A 22,207-nucleotide genomic window follows, 5' to 3' on the forward strand; every position below is an offset into this window, starting at 1 on the left:
GACGACCTTGCGTCACGCGTCCCCGCCACGCAGCGGCCCGGAGGGTCGGTCCAGTGATCGAGTTCGCGATGACTCTTGACGCACTGTACTTCGTTAGTTAACTTCCTAACGAAGTACACGGTACTCGCCTGCCGTGATCCGCACGAGGCCCGTCCCGGGGCTTCCCAACTTCTCAATTCCTCTTCGGCCAGGCACGGTTCGTCCACCGTCCACGGGCCGGCGGAACGATGAAAGAGGAGTCCGTGCAGGACGCACCCCCCTCGAACCCTCTTGTGGTCGGTATCGACGTGGGCGGCACCAAGACGCACCTCCGCGCCTTCGCGGGGGACGCCGAGGTCGCCGATCACGTCCGGACGAGCAGCGGCTGGCGGCCGCATGATCCGGTCGCCGCCGCCGCGTGGCTCGCCGCCCTGGTCGCGGACGCCCTGCCCACCGGCGCGCGTCCGTCCGCCCTGGCTCTGGGCGGGCACGCCTGCGAGACCCCGCGCCAGTGCGCGCAGATCCGTACCGCCCTGCAACTCCACTTCGACGCGCCCGCGCTGGTCGTGGGCGACGCCGAACTGCTCGTACCCGCCGCGGGCTTGGACAAGGGCGTCGGTCTGGTGGCCGGCACCGGGTCCGTGGCCGTGGGCCGACTGCCCGACGGCAGCCCCGTTCAGGTCGGCGGCTGGGGCGCGGTGCTCGGTGACGAGGGCGGCGCCGCCGGTCTCGTCCGGGAGGCCGCGCGCGCCGTGTGGGCGGCCCACGACCGGGGCGAGGCACCTGACGCACTCGCCCTCGGCCTGGTCGAGGCCTTCGGCGTCGCCGAAGTCCCGGCACTGGGCGACGCGTTGGAGAGCGCTTCCGACGTCTCCGCCGAGTGGGGCCGGCGCGCACCCTTCGTGTTCGCCGCCGCCGACGCGGGCTCCGCACTCGCCCGCACCGTGATCGCCGAGGCCGGCCGCTCGCTGGCCGCGCTCGTCGCTCGCCTCGCCGCGCGCGGGGTCCCGGTGGACGACGTGGTGGTCGCGGGCAGCACCGTCCTCGCCCAGCCCTCGCTGTACGGGGCGTTCACCGCCGCGCTCGCGGAATCCGTGCCCGGAGCACGCCCGCAGCCGTTGCGGGTGTCCCCGGTCGAGGGCGCCGTGCGGCTGGGGCGCTCGATCCTGTGAACCGGTCGGTCCGGGTTCACACAGCCGCCATGCCGCGGTCGCCGGGCCACCCCTGACGGGACAGGGCCCGGCCGTAGATCTTCGCTCAGGCACCAACGGGACGTCCCGGAACCGCAGTTCCCACGCGTCCCGCGCACCACGTCTCCGTGCACGATCTCCCTCCCGGCCGCAGGGCCGAAGAACTCAAGAGAGGCACACGCATGCCGTCACCAGTCGGGCACCGCTCCCCCGCCATCGGTCAACTCGCCGTCGACCGGCGGGGGTTCCTCAAGAGCTCGCTGGGCGTCTCGGCCGGAGTGCTGGCCGCGCCGACCCTCGTCACCTGGCTGGCCGCCGCAGACGCCAAGGCCGCGACCGCGCCCCTCCCGTTCGTCGACGACTACAAGACGAACGTCGTCACGAACCTGACGCCCGAGACCAACGCGGTCGTGCGGATCCTCGGCGGCTTCGCGAAGGTGTGGAAGACCGGCGGAGCCTGGAACACCGGCACGCCGCTGCGACCCGAGGTGCTGCGCGCCAACATGCGCTACTGCGCGAAGATCACCCGTGCGCGCACGGACGCCCAGGCGAAGGAAGCCTTCGTCTACGACCGCCAGCACCAGAGTTACGCGATGATCGCGGCCCTGGGCCCGCTCGCCGACCTCTACAAGTCCGGTGCCCTGGCGGTCACTTCGATCACCAGCGCCCCCGACGGCACACCGGCGACCACGATCAGCGACGCGGTGCCCGCCGGCGCCCCCGCGGGTTCCGCGCTCGGCGCCGGTTCGCACGACTCGGCGCTCGGCAAGGTCGCCGAACTGGTCGACACCGTGCGCGGCCCGTACGCCTCCGGCAACCCGGGCAAGTACGCCTACCAGTACCCGCGTCCGTGGCGCATGAACGAGGACAGCGAGGTCGTCGACACGGGCACGACGGACGCGCTCGGCTTCCCGGTGTACGACTCCGAGGTGGTCGTCGCCCCGCAGCTGCTGCGCCAGCGCAGTCCCTCACCGACGGACGACGGCGGCTTCCCCAGCGGTCACACCAACGCCTTCCACCTGGCGGGACTGGCCTACGCGTACGCCGTGCCCGAGCGCTTCCAGGAGCTGGTGACCCGCGCCTTCGAGCTGAGCCACACCCGGATCGTGGCCGGCATGCACAACACGGTCGACGTCATCGGCGGCCGCGTCATGGCCACCGCGCTCGCCGCCGCGACCCTCGCCGACCCGGCGAACGCCGCTCTGAAGGCTGCGGCCCGCGCCCAGGCCGTCGCCTACTTCGAGGCGCAGACGGGCACCACGGCCAACACCCTCTACACCTACGCCCACTCCGCCGGCACTGACACCGACAAGTACGCGGACCGCGAGGCCAACGCCCGTGTCGTGGAGCCCAAGTTCACGTACGTGCTGACCCGCAAGGGCCGCAGCACGCCCCTGACCGTGCCGAAGGGCGCGGAGGTGCTGCTTGAGACGCGGCTGCCGTACCTGGACGCGGCCCAGCGGCGCGAGGTGCTACGCACGACGGCGCTGCCCTCGGGTTACGTGCTGCTGGACGGCTTCGAGCAGTGGGGGCGGCTCAACCTGTTCGCTGCGGCGGACGGGTACGGCGCCTTCGACTGCGACGTCACCGTCACGCTGGACGCGGCGGCCGGGGGCTTCGGCGCGGCGGACAGCTGGCGCAACGACATCGACGGCGACGGCGGCCTCACCAAGCGCGGCACCGGGACGCTGACGCTGACGGGCCACAACAAGTACACGGGCGGCACCGTGGTGACCGCCGGCGTCCTGGCGACCGCCTCCTCCCACGCCCTGGGCCACGGCGACGTACGCGTGACGGGCGGCACCCTGCGCCTGGGCGAGCCGGTCCAGGTGCACGGCCTGTACACGCAGGAGTCGGCCACGCTCGACCTGGAGCTGCGCTCGGGCCACTCGCCCGTCCTGAAGGTCACCCGGCGCGCGGTCCTCGGCCGGGGCAGCGTGCTGTCCCTGCGGCTCGACGCGCACCGGCCGCCGAGCGCGGGCAGCACGGTCCGCGTCCTGTCCGCGTCGGCCCTGCGCGGACAATTCGACCGCGTCGAGCTGAACTCCGACCGGCTGCGGGCCGTACCCGTCTACACGACGGACGGTCTGTCGGTACGACTCCTGAAGCGGTAACGCCCTCGGTGGCGGGAGCTGATGCGAAGGTAGGGCCCATGAGAAGGGTCCGGATCACTCCCGCCGCCTCGCGGTCGGTGTCACCGCGGGGCGGATGATGGCGCAGGAACAGCACTCGGTGCTCGAACCCGGGACTCTCGACGACGCGGCCACCCCGCCGGAACCGAAGGCCGCGACGCCCGCACGGCACCCGGCCAGGCGATGGGTGGTGCCGCTGCTCGTGCTCCTGCTGCTCGGGCAGATGGCCGCCGCCATGGCAACCACCGCGGTCCAGCAGACGCCGACCATCGACGAGCCGGTGTACGTCGGCACGGCCGCCGACTACCTCCACGAGCACCGCATCCGCTTCAACCCCGAACACCCGCCGCTCGGCAAGCTGGTGATCGCGCTCGGGGTCGCGGTCGCCGACCCGCACGTCGACACGAACTACGCAGGCGACCAAGGGCAGTTCGGGCGGCATCTGCTGTACGAGTCGGGCAACGACCCCTGGCAGCTGATGTTCTGGTCGCGGCTGCCGGTGATGGTACTGACGCTGCTGTTCGGGCTCGTCGTGTTCGCCTTCGCCCGTGAACTGGCGGGCGCCGTCGCGGGGTTGGCCGCCCTCGCCCTGTACGCCTTCTCCCCCGACATCGTCGCCCACGGCTCGCTGGCCACGCTCGACGTGCCGGCCGCCGGGTTCGTGCTGACGTCCGCGTGGCTGCTGTGGCGCGCACGCCAACGCCCGCGCCTGTACGTGCCGTTGGCCGGAATCGCGCTCGGAGCGGGCCTGGCCACGAAGATGAGCGTGCTGCCGGTCGTGCCGGTGCTGTTGGCACTGGCCGCGTGGTCGGTGTGGCACGGCGGTTCGGCGGACCGGCGCAGGGCGTTGCTGCGGGCGCTCGCCGGTGCGGCCGTCGTGGCCGGGGCCGCCGTAGCCGTCGTATGGGCGTCGTATCTGGTGGTGGACCCACGGCTGCGCGCGTCGTCCATGGACCCGGTGCCGGCCGTGCACGGGCTGAAGGGGCTGGTGGTGGATCTGCTGCCGCTGCCCGGGTCGTACAAGGACGGGATGCGCCTCCAGTTCGGTATGGAGGCCTACCCGTGGCAGGGGTTCCTGTTCGGGCACGTGTACACGGGCTCGCTCTGGTACTACCTGCCGGTCGCGCTACTGGTGAAGACACCGCTCGGCATGCTCGCGCTGTGGGCCGCCGGGGCGGTCGTGCTGGTCGCGGTGCCGCGGCTGCGGGCCTCGGCGCCGTACGTGCTCGTGCCCGCCGCGGTGCTGCTGGCCGCGGCCATGACGGGGTCGCGGGACTTCGGGACGCGGTACGCGGTGTTCGTGCCGATGTTCCTGGCCGTGGCGGCGGGGTGTGTGCTCGCCGTGCGGTGGCGGTGGGCGCCGCTGGTGACGGGGGTGCTGGTGGCGTTCGTCGCGGTCAGTTCGGTGCGGACGTATCCCTACTATCTGCCGTACTCCAACGAGGCGTTCGGCGGGCCGGCGAAGACGCATCTGCGGCTGCACGACTCCAACGTGGACTGGGGCCAGGACCTGGGACGGCTCGCCGACCGGCTGCGCGAGCGGTACGCGGGTGAACGGGTGTGGCTGGTCTACAAGGGCAGCGGGGTGCCGTCCTACTACGGCATCGACGCGGCCGACCCGCGTGAGGTGCCGGAATCCGAGGTGCACGGGCTGCTGGTGGTGTCGGACTCGTCGGTGGCCAAGGCGCGCGGGCGGCTGGCCGAACTGATCGACAGCAGCCGTGCGGTCGACGAGGTCGGTCATTCGATCACGATCTACCGGCGGTGACACCCCGTCCGGCGGCGCGACCTGAGCATCCGTCCGCCGTACGGCATATGCCTTCTTACAAACCCCTGTGGTGACAGCGTGTGAGCTATGTTGAGGCACTGTGGGAGACAAAGGAGGCGCACCGGTGCCATCGCCGCAGCAGGCACGCGCACAGGCATCCGCCATCACCTCGGGCAAGACCGCACCGGAGGTCGAGGCCGCCCCGGCCTCCCAGCTCAGGACCCTCTTCGACCGGCCCCGGCTCTCCCCGGGCCAGCGCCGCATCGCCCAGTACCTGATCGAGCACATCACCGAGGCCGCGTTCCTCTCCATCACCGATCTCGCCGAACGTGTCGGGGTGAGCCAGCCCTCCGTGACGCGCTTCGCCGCGGCCGTGGGCTTCAGCGGCTATCCGGCGCTGCGCGAGAAGCTCCAGTCGATCGCGCTGGGCACACTGGCCGGCGGGCCCGCGGCGACCGAGGAGAACGGCAGCAACGAACTGCAGTCTGCGGTCGACGCCGAGATCGAGAACCTGGAGAACCTGCGGCGCGACTTCGCCGACCCCGACCAGCTCATCGAGATGGGCCGCAAGCTGTCGGAGTCGACCCCGCTGACCATCCTCGGCCTGCGTATTTCCGCCTCGCTCGCCGAGTACTTCGCCTACGCCGCGCGCCGTATCCACCCGGACGTGCGGCTGGTGACGCGGGGCGGCAGCGTCGCGTACGACGCGCTGCTTCAGTCGCGCGAGGCGGGCGGCACCTGGGTACTGGCGTTCTCGATGCCCCGGCACGCCCACGAGACCCTCACGGCGGTCCGGGTCGCGCGCAGCGCCGGGCTGCTGGTCGCCCTCGTCACGGACCTGGCGCTCGGTCCGGTGGCCGACGAGGCCGACGTCACCTTCGCCACCGCGACCGGCTCCCGCCTGGTCTTCGACTCCTATGCCGCGCCCGGCGTGATGGCCGCCGCGCTGCTCCAGGCCATGACCGACGCCGACCCCGAGCGCACCCAGGCGCGCCTCGAGGAGTACGAGCAGATCTCCGACCAGCACCAGTTCTTCCTCAGGGACTGACCGCCGGGGTCCCGTGACCGTCCGGGGTGCGCTCCGGGACCATGTCGGTCACTTCACTCATTTCGCAGCACAGACGGATCATCCGCCATATATCACGCATGAATGTTTTCATGCGCCTTGCAAAGCGGACGGCATATATAAATACTGCTCACGGATCGCGCTCCGGCTCACTCCGGAACTCGTCCGCGCCCCCGTCCCCGCCGCCCCATCCGCCCGCAGAAAGCCGACGGTCCGCCCCATGCGCACGCCGCTCCTCTCGTCGCGCCGGCACCGCCTGCCCTCGCGGGCTCCTGTACGAGCACCCGGGGCCGCCGTCTCCTACCCGCGTCGGCGCCCAGGGTGTTCGGTAGGGCCTCGCCCGTGCGAGGACCCGTGGCGGCCCCGGTCATCCCCTAGACCGGGGCCGCCCGTCACCGTCGGACCACCCTCCACGACGCCGCACATCCTGGAGCGATGACCATGCAGATGACGACCACCCGTGTCAGCCCGGACTGGCCGTGCCAGGTCAAGTCGCCCGGCAGCTACGACTGGGAGCGCTCGGCGACCAAGTGGCTGCGCGAGCTGGTGCCTGCGCGGTACGCGAGCTATCCGGCGCTGATCCGCCATCCCGTCCTGCTCGCCCGGCACGCGCAGATCCAGGTCCAGCACGAGATCCGGGTCGCGCGCACCGCCCTGCAGACCGCCCGCGCCGACCTGCCTGCCCTGGGCCTGCCCGAGTCGGTCATCGAGCACACGATCAAGCTGTACGCGGCGGAGGTGCTGCAGCTCCAGCACATCGCGCGCAGCGTGCGGACGGTCACTCAGGCGCTGGTGGAATCGGCGCGCTGACGTCGGGCGCGTCGGCCTGCGGGGCACCGACCTCCGCAGCACGGCCCGTCGTTCACTCGTCGCCCCGGTGCCGCCAGTACCAGAACAGGCCCACGACGAGGGCCAGCAGGAAGACCGCGGGCAGGATCAGGCCCGGGATGCGCGTGCCGTTCATGGGTGGTGCCTTCGGCTCAGGACGGGCCGGGCGTCTCGCACGCCGGCCCCGTCCCATGGTGCCGGGCACACGGCACCCGCTCACCTGCACTTTCCCCACCCGTTGCCCGGCGTTCGAGACCGTGCGGGTCAACACCCCGGCCGGGTCAGCCGGTTCCGGGCGCCGTGCGCGATTCGAGGGCCTGGCGGGTGTCGTTCCCGTAGACGCCGGTCTCGTCGCCCCGGATGCCGTACCAGAGCTGGAAGCGGGCCACCGCCTCGGTGAGGGTGGTGTCGTAACTGCCGCTGGTGGAGCCGTCCTTGTAGACGTCCGGGATGTGCCGCAGGCGCTCCTGGAGGTCGGTCACCGCGGCGCCGCTGTCACCCTCGCGGAGGGTGCCCGCGCCGTCGGGATCGCCCGTGCCCGGGTCCGAGGCGGCCGGGGTCGGGTCGGCGGACACGGTCGGCGGTGGTGACGCGGTGGCAGCGTCGGTGCGGCCGGGGAGCAGGAGGGCGCAGCCGAAGCCGACGACGGCCGCCGCGCCGACCCCGATCACCACGGCGGCACGACGGTGTCCCGGGCCGAAGCCGAGGCGACCGACGGCACGCGGCGGGCGTGGGGGCACGGCGGCCGGTCCGGCGGCGGATCGTGCGGCCGGCCCGGCAGCTGGTCCCGCGGCTGTTCCGGTCGTGAACTCGTCGGCGACAGGCGGGAGTTCCTCGGTCTCCTCGTCGGTCCACGCGTACGGGTCCCGTACGGCCACGGCCTCACGATCGCGGTAGTCCTTGTCCTGGCGAATGTCCTTGAGCAACTGCGCCAGCGCGTCGGTGCGGCGCGGGCGCAGTACGCGAACCGGTTCCAGCGGTGGGCGGTCGTCCGGTGACCCGGATCCGGGCGGTGTCGGCACAGCGCACTCCTTCCGTCCCTGACAGGGACCTCCGCCGTCCCTCGGGGAGTGATACGCACCGCCCGCCCCGGGAGTTCAGCGACCGAGGAACCCGCGCAGGGACTCCTTGAAGGCCGCCACGAAGCCGTCCCGGCGTGCCTCGTCGAGGACGTCCAGGGACAGGTACGGGTTGAGGTCCTCCAACTCGACCAGCAGCAGCTCGCCGCCCGGCGCGCGGCAGGCGTCGACCCGCTGGATGCCGTGCTCGACGGTGTTCCAGTCGATGAAGCCGCGGGCGAACTCCAGGTCCTCGTCAGTGGGTTCGTAGGGTTCCAGGTCCCAGCGCCGGTCGGTGTGCGGGGCGTGGAGGGCGTACTGGAAGTCGTGGTCGACGAAGTAGAAGGAGACCTCGTAGGCGAAGTCGACGCGCGGCTGGACCAGGACGCTGCCGTCCACCAGGGCGGGCAGGCGGTCGGCGGGCACGATGGACAGGCCGACCGAGTCGGCGCCGAACTTGGGCTTGACCACGTACTCGGCCGTCTCGGGCAGCCGGTGCAGGTCCGCCACGCGGTCGACGGTGGGGATGACCGGGTGGCCGGCGGCGCTCAGGTCGAGCAGGTACTGCTTACCCGCCATGTCGGCGCGGCCCGTGAGCTGGTTGTAGACCCGCGTCCCGCTCGCGGTCGCCTTCGCACGGAAGGCGTCGTACTCCGCCTGGTAGCCGAGGACCGGACCGCTGTTGCGGACGACGACGGCGTCGAAGGCGTCCATCAGCGCGGCGGCGTCCCGCGGGTGGCAGAGCGCGACGTCGAAGTCCTCGCGCAGGCGCGAGGTCAGGAATATGTCCTCGTCGCAGTAGCGGCGCCCGCGCGCCGGGTACGCCAGGTCGCTGACGTACAGGAGGCGGGATCTGTGGGAAGGCATGCAAGGAGGCTAAGCCAGGGGTACGCGGCGACCCGGGTGCGGGTCGAAGCACTCAGTTCCCCGAAAGGGGCGCACTGAGTGCCATGCGTGCCGCCAGGGTGTTACGTTCCCGTCCATGAGCTCCAGCGGTGCGGCGACGGGTCGCGGTGAGAAGGCGCGGCCGGGTGTACGACCGCCCATGCGGGACGCCCTGGTCGCGGCGGCCTTCCAACTGTTCCTGGAGCGTGGGTACGAGCAGACGACCGTCGACGACATCGTGGCGCTCGCGGGCGTCGGACGGCGCTCGTTCTTCCGGTACTTCCCCTCCAAGGAGGACGTGGTCTTCCCCGACCACGAGCGCTGCCTGGCGGACATGACGACGTATCTCGCCGACAGCGCGGACGAGGACGAGCCGGTGCGGCGGGTGTGCGACGCGGCCCGGCTGGTGCTGAAGATGTACGCCGAGAACCCGACCTTCTCCGTGCAGCGCTACCGCCTCACCAAGAAGGTGCCAGGGCTGCGGGCCTACGAGCTGTCCGTGGTGTGGCGCTACGAGCGGGCCCTCGCCGAGTACCTGCGCGAGCGTTTCGCCGGCCGGCCCGACGGGACGCTGCAGGCCGACGTGATCGCGGCCGCCGTGGTGGCGGCGCACAACAACGCCCTGCGTTCCTGGCTGCGTTCGGACGGCCAGGGCGACGCGAGCGCCACGGTGGACCACGCGCTGGGATACGTCCAGTCCGCGTTCGGCGTCGGTGTTCCGCCCGTCCGGCCCGTCGGGGAGCAGCCGGAGGACGTGGTGGTCGTCGTCTCCCGGCGCGGGGCTCCGATGTGGCGGGTCGTGCGCGAGATCGAGACGGCGCTCGACCGGGACCGACCGGCTCCCGCCTGAGTTCATCGGGGGAACCCGAATTTATTGAGGGAACCGAGTGCCTTTACCGCTGACACTCAGTGCCATACGCTGAATCCGTGCACGGTCGCACCGCGAACCGCGCACGTCGCATTCCGGCCGAGCGCAGGGGGTTGACCAGCGTGTACCACCACTCAGCGAGCGTCGTTCGTCAGGCAGCCGGCTCCTCGGCGGGCGTACTCGATCCCACCGCGGCACCGGCCTCCGACGCCGTTCTCTTCCAGCGCTGCACCTGGTGCGCGACCGCCATGTACCACCGGCTGTTGTGCCCGGTCTGCCAGGGCAGCGACCTCAGGACGGAACGCAGCGAAGGCACCGGCACGGTCCGCCACTCCACGATCGTGCACCGCAACACCCCGGCCGCGCGCAATGTGTCGCTCGTCGAGATGGCCGAGGGGTTCGTCGTCCGCGGCCGGGTCATGGGCCCGCCGATCGGCATCCACAGCGGGGACCGGGTACGACTGTCCACGGCGAAGGACCCGGTGCGCGGCGAGCCGGTCTTCCAGCTCGTCGACGAGCCCTACCGCGCCTGGACCTGATCCTCCCGTTCGCCGAGCGCACCCATGCCCGTCGGCCAATTCCTCGATCACAGGCAACCCACAGACGCCCCCGCCCGTCCTCCGGTACGCGAGAGGCCTCCGCTGACCAACGGGGTGCCTGAGCTGTGAACTTGAGGAGGGCAACCTTGATCCGTGCCCGGCGAATATGGGTGACCGCCGCGACGGTGCTCGCGGTGGCGGGGGGATCGCCAGGCTTGGCGCAGGCGGCTCAGCCGTCCGACGCCAGACCGATCACGACGACGGCCGACAGTGACGGCGGACTGCCGCCGGGCTGGCGGATCGCCGGCGGGGGCGGCGACCGGCAACTGGTGTGGCGTTCCACCAAGCCGGTACCGATGGGGGACGCACGCGTCGACTTCTACGCGGGGGACCGACTGCTCGGTCATCCCGCACCCGGCAAGGACGGGCGCACGTTCCGTCTCGATCTCCAACAGGCCGATCCGAAAGCCGATTTGACGGACCTTCAGGTGAGGTCCGGCGGACGGGAGTTGAACGCGGCGGGACGCGTCGACACCTCGAGCGGCAAGCGGTCCGCGGCGGCCACGCCGCCCGCCCGGCTCCCGGCGAACTCCGTCGACCCGGGCAAGCCGGGCTCCTACCGCACGAGCACCGGCGAGTACGACCTCGACCCGGTGAAACTCCCCGGCTTCCCCGAACCGGTCGAGATGCAGGCTGTGGTGGTCGCGCCGAAGGGCGCCACCGGCAAGCGGCCACTCGCTCTGTTCCTGCACGGCCGTCACCCCACCTGTTACGCCGGTGAGGACATCGAGGGCGACTGGCCCTGCCCGCAGGGCACCAAGCCGATCCCGAGCTACCGGGGTTACCTGCGCGACCAGCAACTCCTCGCCTCCCAGGGCTATGTGACGGTGTCGATCTCCGCGAACGGCATCAACGGCCAGGACTGGGCGGCCGAGGACGGCGGCGCCCAGGCCCGCTCCTCGCTGGTGCGCCAGCACCTGGCCCGCTGGGCCGACTGGGCCGCGAACCCGGCCTCGGCACCCGCGGTCGTACGCAATGGCCCCAAGGCCGACCTCTCGCGCGTGCTGCTCGTGGGCCACTCGCGCGGCGGCGAGGGTGTCAACCGCGCGGCGATGGACAGCCTCTACCCGCCGCCGGCCGCGCAGGACGGCTACCACGGCCGGGTGCGCTGGCACATCCGCGGCACCGTCCTCATCGGACCCACGATCTTCGGCCAGAACCCGGTCGCGGACGTGCCCTCGGCGACCATTCTGCCGGGCTGCGACGGTGACGTCTCCGACCTCCAGGGCGAGGTCTACGTCGACGGCACCCGGGGCGTCAGCCGCGGCGCCGCCCTGCACAGCGCGGTGTACGTGGTCGGCGCCGACCACAACTTCTTCAACTCGGAGTGGACGCCCGGGCAGGCGGAGGCGCCCGCCTGGGACGACTTCTTCGAGGACCCGGACCAGCGGGACGCGGTGTGCTCGCCGGGCACCGCGACCCGGCTGACCGCCGACCAGCAGCACAAGGCGGGCAGCACCTACATCGCGGCGGCGGCCCGGCTGTTCGTCGCCGGTGACGACCGGGTACGGCCGCTGCTCGACGGCTCGGGCAAGCGGGCCCCGTCGGCCGACCCGGCGCGGGTGCTCACGCACGCGGTCGGCGCCAAGCGGGCCGGCGGTTTCCTGCCGGACGGCAAGATGTCGGTGACCGGCGGCAAGCTGTGCGCGGTCGTGGACCCGTCTCCCGCCAAGGCGTGCCTGGGCGCGGACACCAACGGGAGTTCGCCGCACTTCGCCCAGTGGGACACGACGCATGAGGTCGGCCGCCGCGCGGTCGCGCTGAAGTGGTCCGCGGCCGGCTCGGCCGTGAAGGTGCGCCCCGGCGCGCCGGTCTCGCTCGGCGGCGCCAAGGACCTGTCGCTGCGCGTCATCGTGCCGCCCAACTCGACCGGCACGCGCCTCGGCGTCTCCCTCACCGACACTCACGGCAAGCGCGCCACCCTCGGTGACGTCAAGGTCGACGGGCTGCCGGGCACCGAACGGACCAGCTCCTACTGGGCCCGCGAGGTACGCGTCCCGCTGACCGCCGCCACCCGTGCCGGTCTCGACCTCAAGCACATCAAGTCCCTTGACCTGACACCGCGTTCACGCTCGGGGCAGGCCTGGCTGATGGACGCCTGGGGCTGGCGCTCCGGCACTCCCGCGGTCACGGCGCCCGCGCTGCCGCGCGTCGACCTCGGCCGTCTGACCGTCAAGGAGGGCGACTCGGGCGTCCGGACCTACAAGGTGCCGGTGCAGGTGTCCGGGCGCGGCTCGGGCCAGGTGCGTCTCTACGTCCTCGACCCGGTCACCGGCGGGGAGAAGGAACAACTGGTGACGGTGCACCCCGGCGGCAACGACATCGACGTGTCGGTGAAGGTGGCGGGCAACACGCGCTTCTCCTACGGCACTCAGGACGACGTGGTCGTGAAGGCCGTACGGGGTGCGGTCATCGGCGCCCACCGGGGCGGAGTCCTGGTCGAGGACGACGATCCCATGCCGTCGGTCACCGTGACGCCGGTGGCGGACCGGGTGACCGAGGGGCAGCCGTTGCGCTGGAAGATGACGCTGTCCGAGCCGGCGGACGTGGACCTCGGGGTGTCGTTCGGCATCCTGCCGGTCACCGACGGCCCGGAGCTGTCGACGAAGGACGTGGATCCGCAGTGGCTCGCCGAGAACACGGGCGAGGAGCCCGATCCGGAGCGTCCCCTGTCCTCGCTTCAGTACCTCTCCCTGTTCGGCTACGTGCCCACGGGTGAGCTGAGCGCGGAGGTGACCCTGCCCACGATCACCGACCGGGTGACGGAGCCGACCGAGTCCGTCCGGTTCCAGCAGCTGAACGACAACGGTGAACCGCAGGAGGGCGGCGTGATCCTGAACGGCACGGTGCTCGACGCGTCGTAGCCGATCCTCCCGCCGACCACGAGCCGCGCGGCACTCCCCCGGAATCCCGAAGCCGGGAACCGGAGTGCCGCGCGGTTCGTCATTCGGCGGCGGTGCCGGGCTCCGGTCCGACCAGGCGCACGCGGATGCCGACGGTGCCGTCGAGGCCACGCCGCAGCCTGCTGCCGAGGAGCGTGAACCGGCCCATGAGGCCGTATTTGCGGGTGATGAGGGTGCGGTAGTGGGCGACGGTCGCCGCGTCGGTGATCTCGGCGGTGGCCGGCACGGAGTCGCCGGTCGGATTGCCGCGTACGTCGCAGGGGCCGACGAGGATGTCGCCCCGGGCCCGGATCCGCTTGACCTTCCAGGAGTCGGCCACCGTCCACACGCCGAGGGTGTCCCCGTCGCGCACCACCCACACCGGGGTGGCGACCGTGGTGCCGTTCTTGCGGTAGCTGGTGACCAGCAGGTACTTGCCCGAGGCGAGCCGGTCCAGCGTGGAGTCGTCCATGGCGCGCAGTCTATGCACCGGCGGTGGAACGCAGCAGTGCGAGGTAGCGGCGGGAGAAGAGGTAGGCGTCGCCGGGCCAGCGCGCCGACAGATAGGTGCCGTCCTCGACGACGAAGGCGTGCGTGTCGTCGCTCGCCGTGCCGCGCCGGGTCAGCTCCCGGGGACCGCGTACGAACTGCGCGCCCGGGTCGCCGAGCGCGCCCCGCACCTCGTCCTCGACGTACGCCGGGTAGGTGCGGTAGTAGCGGCCCAGCCGCCAGGCGGTGCTCAAGTAGGCGCCGCGTTCCATGTACTTGGGCAGACAGGTCGTCCGACGGTCCGTCAGAACACTGCGTCCCGTGGCCGGTTCCTCGGTACGGGCCAGCACCAGGACGCCGTGGCAGATCGCGCCGACGGGCCGGCCCAGCGCCCAGAACCGCGCGACCTGGCGCCGCAGTTCGGCCGAGCCGAGGTACTGCCGCATGCCGGGCGCGTGCCCGCCGGGCAGCAACAGCCCGTCGTACGACGTCACATCCTCGTCGGCCCAGGCCACGGTGGCGCCGAACTCCGGTGCCTGGGTGAGCTGTTCGTAGAACCGCTTGGGTTCCTCCGCCGCACCGAGCTGCCCGAAGATCACGCCGGTCAGCAGGCGCGGGTCGGCGGCGGGCCGGGTCCCGGCGCGTTCGGTGGCGAAGACGAGCTCGTGCCCCGCGTCGGTGAGCACCCGCCAGGGCACGGCGACCTCGGTGACGTCGAAGTCGTGGTCGGGAAGCGGCATCAGCACACGCATGAGCTCATCATGGCAGCCGGCGTCACGTGGGCATGACACCCCCGGCAGCGCTCAGCCGAGGGCCGCCGCCATGCGCCGTACGCCCTCCTCGATCACCTCCGGCGAGGTCGCCAGATTCAGGCGTACGTGTCCCGCCCCGCCGGTGCCGAAGCGGGTCCCGGGGCTCAGTGCCACCCGCCCCCGCTCCAGGAAGACGTCGGCCGGGTCGGCGCCGAGGCCGAGTGCGCGGCAGTCGAGCCAGGCGAGGTAAGTGGCCTCGCCTGGACGGCAGTCGACGGACGGAAGGTGTGCGGCGAGGAGGTCGGTCAGCAGCCGCCGGTTCTCGTCGAGCCCGGCGAGCAGCGCGTCGAGCCACGCGGTGCCGTCCCGCAGGGCCGCGGTGTGGGCGATGGCGCCGACGTGGCTGGGCCCGTGGCCGACCTCTTCGGGCAGCCGGGCGAGGTCGGCCGCGGCCGCCGGACCCGCCACGGCGAGCGCGGCCTTCAGCCCTGCCAGGTTCCAGCCCTTGGACGCGGACATGAGCGACAGGCCGCGCTCGGCGCCGGGCACGCTCAGGTACGGCACGAAGTCCACGCCGGAGGCGATCAGCGGTGCGTGGATCTCGTCGACGACCACGCGCACCCCGTACCGCTCGGCGAGGGCGGCGACCGCGGCCAGTTCGTCGGCGGTGCGCACCGTGCCGGTCGGGTTCTGCGGGCTGCACAGCAGGTAGGCGGCCCGCCCGCCGCCCGCGACCGCCTGTCGGAAGGCCTCCTCCAGCACCTCGAGGTCGATGCGCAGGTCGGGGCCGAGCGGCGCCTCGACCACGCGTCGGTCCATGTGCTCGATGAACTGGAAGAACGGCGGATACACGGGCGGATTGACCACCACCGGGTCCCCGTTCCCGGTGACCAGTCGCAGCATCTCGACGATGCCCATCATCACGTCGGGCACGAGCGCGGTGCGCTCCACCGCGCACCCGTCCCACCCCCACCGCTTCTCGGCGAACTCGGCCAGCGCCTCGGCGTAGGCGGTGCCGGCCGGGTATCCGGTGTCGCCGAGCGCGAGCGCGTCGGTGACCGCGCGCACCACGGGTGCGGCGAGCGGCACGTCCATCTCGGCCACCCACAGGGGCAGTACGTCCGGCGGGTAGGTGCGCCACTTCATGCTCGTACGACATCGGAGGCGGTCGAGGGTGAGGGCGCACAAAGGGTTTGCCTCACCTGTGGTGTGGTGCGCGATCCTGGTCATGCGCTCAAGATAGGGGGCCCTGGTGTGACCTGGAACGACGCGTACGAGCCGCGGGTGGTGGAGATCGCCTGCGACGAGTCGGGGTCGGACGGCGAGAATCTCACCGGCGGGAACACGGACGTGTTCGCGCACGCCGGTGTGCGCTTGCCGATGGATTCCGCCGCCGCGTACGTGCAGGAGATCCGGGACCGCATCCGCTCGCCCGCCGAGGAGTACAAGGCCAACCACCTGCTGCGGGAGAAACACCGGGCGGTGCTGGAGTGGCTGCTCGCGCCGGCGGGGCCGATCCACGGGGACGCGAAGGTGCATCTCACCGAGAAGACCTTCTTCGTCGTGGACCGGGTCGCCGACCTGCTGCTCGGCGGCGGTTCCGAGGGGCTCGCCCTGTTCCGCGAAGGCCCGCGGGTGCTCGGCGAGGAGCGGTGGCGGGATTTCCTCCAGGCGGCCAACCGACTGCTGCGGATCAGGAACGACGGGGAACCGGGCGAACCCGTCGACGGCTTCTTCCGGACGGTGGAGGCGCTGCGGCGCGCGCATCCCGGTACGGACCTCGCGGGGATCCTGGAGCGGCTCGCGGCGGCCCGCCCGCGCGCCGACGCCTATCGGGCCCGGGTCCTGTCCGGACCGGTTCTGGTCCCCGTCCTCAATCCCCTGCTGCCGGCGATCGTGGGCACGGCCGCGTACTGGAGCGCGGATGGTCGCACGGTGCAGCTGACGCACGACCGGCAGAACATGCTGACGCCGGAACGGATCGCCTGGATCCAGGAGACGGCGCGGCGGTCCGGAGTCGGACTCGGCGAGGTGCACCTGGTGCACTCGCGCCTGGACGCGCGCGTGCAGGTCGCCGACTACCTCGCCGGGATCGCCCGCAAGATCGCCTCGGACGTGCTGAACCGACGGTCGGACCCGGAACTGACCGCCTTGCTGCGCCCGTACGTCGACCCGGCGTCGGCGTGGGGGGACGAGCGCAGTTGGGCGCTGCTGGCGGGTGACGGCACGGGGAACACCGAGGGCGGGACCGCGCCGGAAGTTGCCGGGAAAACAACCCACGCGGTTCCCTCGGCAGACATCAACTCGGCAGTCTAGATTGCCACTTGACATATCCGCTCCCCCCACCAGGCCCTCCAGGAGCTGACCCCGTGACGGAGCACATCCCAGCCACGGACGACCCCGCCGCGACGCTGCGCGGACGCATCGACACCCTGCGCCCGCACGCGGCCCGGATCTGGAACTACTGGCTCGGTGGCGGCGACTACTACGAGGTCGACCGGGTGGCCGGCGACCGCATCCGTGAACTGCATCCGGCCATCCACGACTACGCCCACGCCGACCGGCAGTTCCTGGGACGCGCCGTCAGTCACCTCGTCACCGAGGCGGGCATCCGCCAGTTCCTCGACATAGGCACCGGACTGCCCACGGCCGACAACACCCACGAGATCGCCCAACGGCACGCCCCGGACAGCAGGATCGTCTACGTCGACAACGACCCGCTCGTCATGGCCCACGCCCGCGCCCTGCTCACGAGTTCACCCGAGGGCCGCACGGACCACCTCGACGCGGACCTGCGTGACGTCGACACGGTCCTGGAACGGGCCGCCAGGACACTGGACTTCAGCCGGCCGGTGGCTCTCATGCTGCTGGGGGTGGTCATCTTCCTGCCCGACGAGGAGGATCCGTACGCCGTCGTCCGCCGCTACCTGGACGCTCTCCCGGCCGGCAGCCACCTCGTCCTGTCACACACCATCAGCAGCCCGGCGATCCCGGACATGGACGAGGCGGTCAGGTTCTGGAACGAGCGCGGCATCCCGTCCCTCACCCAGCGCAGCCCGCAGGACGTGGCCCGCTTCTTCGACGGCCTCGAGCTGCTGGAGCCCGGGGTGGTGTCGTGCTCGCGCTGGCGCCCGGAGGGGCCTCCGGAGGCCGTGCCGCAGGAGGTGGCGATGTACGGCGGGGTGGGCCGCAAGCCGTGAGCCGGGGCGGGCGCGTGCGATGCACGGGCGGCCCGCGGGACGGGCGAGAAGATCATGCGCGCTCTGAACGCCTCCGCCTCCGCACCCGTTAAGGAGAGAGGGCACTCAACGACCGGAGCGCCCCGCGGTGTTGAGGCCGCGCGTTCGGGGTTCGGGAGCCATTGATGAGGCACGCACGACGACGGATCGTCCGGCGGGTTACACGGCTGGCGGCAGTCGGCGGACTCCTCCTGGGAGGAGCGATGGTGACGCAGGCCGCCATGGCGAGCGAACCCTCCGGCACGTCCGCCGTCCCGTTCAGTTCCAAGGACACCGCCACGAACGAGGGTGCCCGACTCGCCGCCCGGCTCGGTGCCTCGCGTACGGCGGGCAACTGGATCGGCGCCGACGGGAAACCGGTCGTCGCCGTGACCGACGAGAAGACGGCCGCCGAGGTGGAGCGGGCCGGGGTCGTGGCGAAGGTGGTCAGCCACAGCATGAACGAGCTCAAGTCGGCCGCCTCGACGCTGCGTTCGGCACCCCGGGTGCCCGGCACGGCCTGGGTGATGGACTACCGCAACAACCAGGTGGTGGTGCAGGGCGACACCACCGTGTCCTCCTCCGACTGGTCGAAGATGACCCAGGTCGCGGGAAACATCGGCACCTTCGTGAAGACGGAGCGTACCCAGGGCGCCTTCACCACCCGGCTCAACGGCGCGCAGCCGATCCTGTCGACCGGCGGTCGCTGCTCGGCGGGCTTCAACGTGACGAACGGGCAGAGCGACTTCATTCTCACCGCAGGCCACTGCGGACCGACCGGCTCGCTCTGGTTCGCGGACGACCAGGGCACCCAGCAGGTGGGCAAGACGGTCCAGCAGAACTTCCCCGGCAGTGACTTCTCACTGGTCCAGTACGCGAGCGGCACGGCGGGCGCGGGGGCCGACGTCGTCTCCATCGGCAACGGCAACGGCGTGCGGATCACCGGCGTGGGCGATCCGTCGGTCGGCGAGCGGGTGTTCCGCAGCGGCAGCACCAGCGGTCTGCGCGACGGGCAGGTGACGGGGCTGAACGCGACGGTGAACTACCCCGAGGGCACGGTGACCGGTCTGATCGAGACCAATGTGTGCGCCGAGCCCGGGGACAGCGGCGGCCCGATGTTCTCCGAGGGCATCGCGCTGGGCATCACCTCGGGCGGCAGCGGCGACTGCACCTCGGGCGGTACGACGTTCTTCCAGCCGGTGACCAAGGCGATGACCGCGCTCAACGTCCAGATGATCGTGTCGAAACAGGCGGCCGGGCAGAACGGTTCGCAGGCACCGACACCGGCGGCCTCGGCGACGCACAGCGCGATCGCCCCCGGTTCGACCTCTCCGGGTTCCTCGGCTCCCTCGTCGGGCCTCACCGGCGAGACGTTCGTGTCGCAGCTCACGGACCCCAAGAATGTCGGTCCCGGCCTGCTGGTGATCGCGGGCAGCCTGGTCGCGCTGGTGGCCACCCGCTTCATCCGCGCCGAGCAGGACCGCAAGGCGTATCAGCGCCAGTACCGGGCGATGTGGGGGTGACGCAAGGGAAAGGGCACCCGTCCGGTCGGATCGGGTGCCCGCGTAGGTCGTGGTCCTGGCAAGGTCGTCGAGGTCGAGGCTCGAGGTCGGTCGAGGCTCGGGGGGCTCCGGTCGGCGTGCGGGTCAGGCCGCGTGCGCCGGCTGCGGGGCCGCGGCGGCCCACTCCAGCACGAGCCGCTGGTACTCCTTGCGCTGCTCGCCACTCAGTGTCCCGCCCGACCGGTGCCACAGGGCCCGGATCTCCTCGTTGACCTCGTCTGCCGAGCGATCGGAGGCGGGTTCAACAGTGGTGGACATGGTGTGAAGCATACGGCCCGACGGGTGAAGGCGTTGTGAGTAACCGGCAGATAAACCGGCAATTCGGACCGTGTTACTGATCACGTGTATCAGCCACCGTCCGTCCGGAATTCACGTCTGCGCAGGTCCCAGCACCAGGACCTGGATGGCCAGCACGGCGGCGCCGCGGGCCCAGTCGTGGAAGTCGGACACCTTCGTCTCCAGCGCGACCCGGGGCGCCAGCGGGTGCCGGTGGGTGCGGACGGTCTCCTCGACCGTGTCCCCGGCCACATCCATGAGGCCGACGCCCTCGCCGGCCAGCAGGATCTTCTGCGGCATCGCGAAGTTGGCGATGTGGGCGACCAGGATGCCCAGCGCGCGGGCCGCCTCGCCGATCACGCGGGCCGGCCCGGGGGTGCCGGCGGCGGCCAGCGCGAGGATCTCCTCGTAACTGTGGTCACGGCCGGTGGCCGCGTTGATCTGGTAGCGGATGTTGCCGATGGTCAGCAGCGACACGGCGCTGCCGCGCTCCCCGTCGGGAGTGAGCGGTCCGTCGGGAGCGAGGATCCAGTGCCGGCCGAAGCCGCGGTCCTCCTCGGCGTTGGGCACCCGTCTGCCGCCCTGGACCAGCCCGTAGCCGATCCCGGCGCCGATGGTCAGGACGACGAAGCGGTCCAGGCCGCGGCCGGCGCCGAACCAGGTCTCGGCCTCGACCAGTGCGGCGACGTCGTTCTCGACGACCACGGGCAACCCGGTGCGCTCCCGCACCAGTTCGGCCAGCGGGACGTCCCGCCACAGCAGGAACGGCGACTCGCGCACCACCGTACGGTTCGCCACCAGGCCGCCGACCCCGACCCCTATGCCGGCGAGGCCCTGGTGCGCGTGGGTGAGTTCCTTGGTCATCTCCGCGAGCAGGTCGGCGACCCGCTCCGGCTCGCGGGACTCCAGCGGGCGGTCGTGGCGGGCGACGATGTCGCTCCTGAGGGTGGTGACGACGCCGTAGACCATGTCGGCGGTGATCTTGAAGCCGATGAAGGAGCGGGACTCGGCGACCACGTCCAGCGGCTGCGAGGGGCGACCCTGGCGCACCTCCGCGGAACCGGAACCGGAGCCGAGGCCCGCGCCGGCCTCGGCGACCTCGATCAGCAGGCCCGACTCGATCAGCGGCTTGGTCAGCCGGGTGAGGCTGCCCGCGGACAGACAGAGCCTGCGGGCGAGTTCGGTGCGCGACAGCGGCCCGTGGACGAGCACCTCGATCGCCACCGAACGCTCACCCGTGCTCAGCGGGAGCCAACTGGCGGCATGCGTGGTCATGGACGTCGTTCTCCCCATGATTAGTTTCACCGTAGAAGCAACAGGCACACCCTAGGGCCGCGGGATGCGCAAGCAAAGATGTCAGCCCATTCCCGCAGACATCTTGACGAGATGATTCTTTCGCAACAAAAGTAAGTGGCGCGAGGATTCTCGACCAGCGAAGGACACGCCTCACATGACGTTCTCGATCGGCATCGTCGGCGCCGGGCAGTTCTCCGGCCAGTTCGCCACCCTGTTCCATGCCCATCCCGGCGTCAGAGACGTCTACGTCACCGACCTGCTGCCCGAGCGCGCCCAGCAGCTCGTCGACGCCCAGCAGCTGGCCGGCACCTTCCCGTCGTACGAGGCGATGCTGGAGTCGGAGGCCGTGGACGCGGTCGCGATCTTCACGCAGCGCTGGACGCACGGCCCGCTGGTGCTGCAGGGCCTGAACGCCGGCAAGCACGTGTACTCCGCGGTCCCCATGGCGATCACCACCGACGAGATCGCCGCGATCATCGACACGGTCCGCACCACCGGACTGACGTACATGATGGGCGAGACCAGCCAGTACAACCCGGCGACCGTGCACGCGCGCAACCAGATCGCCGAGGGCGCCTTCGGGCGGATCTTCTACGCCGAGGGCGACTACGTCCACGACATGGACCTGGGGTTCTACGAGGCGTACCAGTACAGCGGCGGCGAGAACTGGAAGGCGACCGCCAGCTATCCCCCGCTGCTGTACCCGACGCACTCGGTCGGCGGGGTGCTCGGCGCCTGGCAGACGCACGCGGTGAGCGTGTCGGCGATCGGGGTCGTCGACGAGCGCGGGGACGGGGTGTTCGACAAGGAGGTCAGCCAGTTCGGCAACGACTTCTCCAACGCCACCGCGCTGTTCGAGGTGGCCGGCGGCGGTTCGTTCCGCACGAACGAGTTCCGGCGGGTGGGCTATCCCTCGCAGATCAGGGAGTCGCGTTTCCGGTTCTTCGGGACCGACGCGAGCATGGAGCAGCTCGCGACGGTGGCCTTCTGGCAGGACAAGAAGGGGGTGCAGGACATCAGCGAACTGCTGGAGCCCAAGCCCACCATGTCTCCTGACGACCCGTCACTCCAGCACATCGCGCCGGATCTTCGGGCCGCCTTCACCTCAGGGTCGGCACCGGTGCACGACCGGGCGCGGCTGCCGCGGGAGTTCGACCACCTGCACAACGGCCACGAGGGCAGCCACCACTTCCTGGCGGACGACTTCGTGACCGCGGTCAACACCGGCACCCTGCCCTCGGTGAACGCATGGGTCGCCGCCCGCTACACCCTGCCGGGCATCATCGCGCACGACTCGGCGCGGCAGGGCGGGGCCAGGCTGGACATCCCGGACTTCGGAGACGCGCCCGAGGCGTGACG

General features: G+C 71.5%; 19 protein-coding genes. 12 read left to right on the top strand and 7 right to left on the bottom strand.

Annotation, left to right across the window (positions count from 1 at the left end):
* The first annotated feature begins 227 nt into the window (after positions 1-227).
* From ACWD5F_RS07985 to ACWD5F_RS08005, 5 genes are all read left to right on the top strand, one after another.
* Positions 228-1,151, top strand: a complete 924-nt coding sequence (locus ACWD5F_RS07985) for an N-acetylglucosamine kinase (protein ID WP_451252200.1) — start codon at positions 228-230, stop codon at positions 1,149-1,151.
* Between the two features lie 200 nt (positions 1,152-1,351).
* Positions 1,352-3,283, top strand: coding sequence for a phosphatase PAP2 family protein (locus ACWD5F_RS07990; protein ID WP_451252202.1), 1,932 nt, complete (start codon positions 1,352-1,354; stop codon positions 3,281-3,283).
* A gap of 94 nt (positions 3,284-3,377) precedes the next feature.
* Complete coding sequence (locus tag ACWD5F_RS07995; protein ID WP_451252204.1) at positions 3,378-5,069, top strand: ArnT family glycosyltransferase; 1,692 nt, start codon at positions 3,378-3,380, stop codon at positions 5,067-5,069.
* Positions 5,070-5,193: 124 nt separating this feature from the next.
* Positions 5,194-6,117: a MurR/RpiR family transcriptional regulator gene (locus ACWD5F_RS08000; RefSeq protein WP_185145949.1), complete on the top strand. Its 924-nt coding sequence runs from the start codon at positions 5,194-5,196 to the stop codon at positions 6,115-6,117.
* A gap of 453 nt (positions 6,118-6,570) precedes the next feature.
* The gene (locus tag ACWD5F_RS08005; protein ID WP_185145950.1) at positions 6,571-6,945 is read left to right on the top strand and encodes a hypothetical protein; all 375 of its coding nucleotides are present in this window, start codon (positions 6,571-6,573) and stop codon (positions 6,943-6,945) included.
* A 299-nt stretch (positions 6,946-7,244) separates the two neighbouring features.
* On the opposite strand, the gene ACWD5F_RS08010 is transcribed toward ACWD5F_RS08005, so the two are convergent.
* The gene (locus ACWD5F_RS08010) at positions 7,245-7,985 is read right to left on the bottom strand and encodes a peptidoglycan-binding domain-containing protein (protein WP_451252206.1); all 741 of its coding nucleotides are present in this window, start codon (positions 7,983-7,985) and stop codon (positions 7,245-7,247) included.
* 75 nt (positions 7,986-8,060) lie between these two features.
* Positions 8,061-8,888, bottom strand: a complete 828-nt coding sequence (locus ACWD5F_RS08015) for a hypothetical protein (RefSeq protein WP_451252208.1) — start codon at positions 8,886-8,888, stop codon at positions 8,061-8,063.
* 115 nt (positions 8,889-9,003) lie between these two features.
* Here ACWD5F_RS08015 and ACWD5F_RS08020 point away from each other — a divergent pair, with 115 nt between their 5' ends.
* From ACWD5F_RS08020 to ACWD5F_RS08030, 3 genes are all read left to right on the top strand, one after another.
* Positions 9,004-9,756 (top strand): TetR family transcriptional regulator, encoded by a 753-nt coding sequence (locus ACWD5F_RS08020; protein WP_451252210.1) that lies wholly within the window; start codon positions 9,004-9,006, stop codon positions 9,754-9,756.
* 140 nt (positions 9,757-9,896) lie between these two features.
* The gene (locus tag ACWD5F_RS08025) at positions 9,897-10,313 is read left to right on the top strand and encodes a Zn-ribbon domain-containing OB-fold protein (protein WP_401715568.1); all 417 of its coding nucleotides are present in this window, start codon (positions 9,897-9,899) and stop codon (positions 10,311-10,313) included.
* A 146-nt stretch (positions 10,314-10,459) separates the two neighbouring features.
* Positions 10,460-13,237 carry an alpha/beta hydrolase family protein gene (locus tag ACWD5F_RS08030; RefSeq protein ID WP_451252212.1) on the top strand — a complete coding sequence of 926 codons (2,778 nt, stop codon included), beginning with the start codon at positions 10,460-10,462 and terminating at the stop codon, positions 13,235-13,237.
* A 79-nt stretch (positions 13,238-13,316) separates the two neighbouring features.
* Here the strand turns inward: ACWD5F_RS08030 and ACWD5F_RS08035 are convergent, their stop codons facing one another.
* From ACWD5F_RS08035 to ACWD5F_RS08045, 3 genes are read right to left on the bottom strand one after another with little or no spacing between them, the layout of a single operon-like run.
* Entirely contained in the window at positions 13,317-13,727 is a 411-nt protein-coding gene (locus tag ACWD5F_RS08035; protein ID WP_451252214.1) for a PPOX class F420-dependent oxidoreductase, read from the bottom strand.
* 10 nt (positions 13,728-13,737) lie between these two features.
* Complete coding sequence (locus ACWD5F_RS08040) at positions 13,738-14,496, bottom strand: type 1 glutamine amidotransferase domain-containing protein (RefSeq protein WP_451252215.1); 759 nt, start codon at positions 14,494-14,496, stop codon at positions 13,738-13,740.
* 51 nt (positions 14,497-14,547) lie between these two features.
* Complete coding sequence (locus ACWD5F_RS08045; protein ID WP_451252217.1) at positions 14,548-15,726, bottom strand: MalY/PatB family protein; 1,179 nt, start codon at positions 15,724-15,726, stop codon at positions 14,548-14,550.
* Positions 15,727-15,750: 24 nt separating this feature from the next.
* Here ACWD5F_RS08045 and ACWD5F_RS08050 point away from each other — a divergent pair, with 24 nt between their 5' ends.
* The 3 genes from ACWD5F_RS08050 (at position 15,751) to ACWD5F_RS08060 (ending at position 19,237) form a co-directional block, all read left to right on the top strand.
* Entirely contained in the window at positions 15,751-16,812 is a 1,062-nt protein-coding gene (locus tag ACWD5F_RS08050; protein ID WP_451252219.1) for a DUF3800 domain-containing protein, read from the top strand.
* A gap of 53 nt (positions 16,813-16,865) precedes the next feature.
* Positions 16,866-17,696, top strand: coding sequence for an SAM-dependent methyltransferase (locus tag ACWD5F_RS08055; RefSeq protein WP_451252221.1), 831 nt, complete (start codon positions 16,866-16,868; stop codon positions 17,694-17,696).
* 164 nt (positions 17,697-17,860) lie between these two features.
* Entirely contained in the window at positions 17,861-19,237 is a 1,377-nt protein-coding gene (locus ACWD5F_RS08060) for a S1 family peptidase (protein ID WP_451252223.1), read from the top strand.
* A gap of 123 nt (positions 19,238-19,360) precedes the next feature.
* On the opposite strand, the gene ACWD5F_RS08065 is transcribed toward ACWD5F_RS08060, so the two are convergent.
* Together ACWD5F_RS08065 and ACWD5F_RS08070 are read right to left on the bottom strand one after the other, a co-directional pair.
* Positions 19,361-19,546, bottom strand: a complete 186-nt coding sequence (locus tag ACWD5F_RS08065; RefSeq protein ID WP_401715477.1) for a hypothetical protein — start codon at positions 19,544-19,546, stop codon at positions 19,361-19,363.
* Positions 19,547-19,645: 99 nt separating this feature from the next.
* Positions 19,646-20,827, bottom strand: coding sequence for an ROK family protein (locus ACWD5F_RS08070; RefSeq protein ID WP_451252226.1), 1,182 nt, complete (start codon positions 20,825-20,827; stop codon positions 19,646-19,648).
* Between the two features lie 175 nt (positions 20,828-21,002).
* On the opposite strand from ACWD5F_RS08070, the gene ACWD5F_RS08075 reads away from it, so the two are divergent.
* Entirely contained in the window at positions 21,003-22,205 is a 1,203-nt protein-coding gene (locus ACWD5F_RS08075) for a Gfo/Idh/MocA family protein (RefSeq protein WP_451252228.1), read from the top strand.
* Positions 22,206-22,207: the final 2 nt, after the last annotated feature.

The organism is Streptomyces sp. NPDC002499 (genome assembly GCF_053595415.1).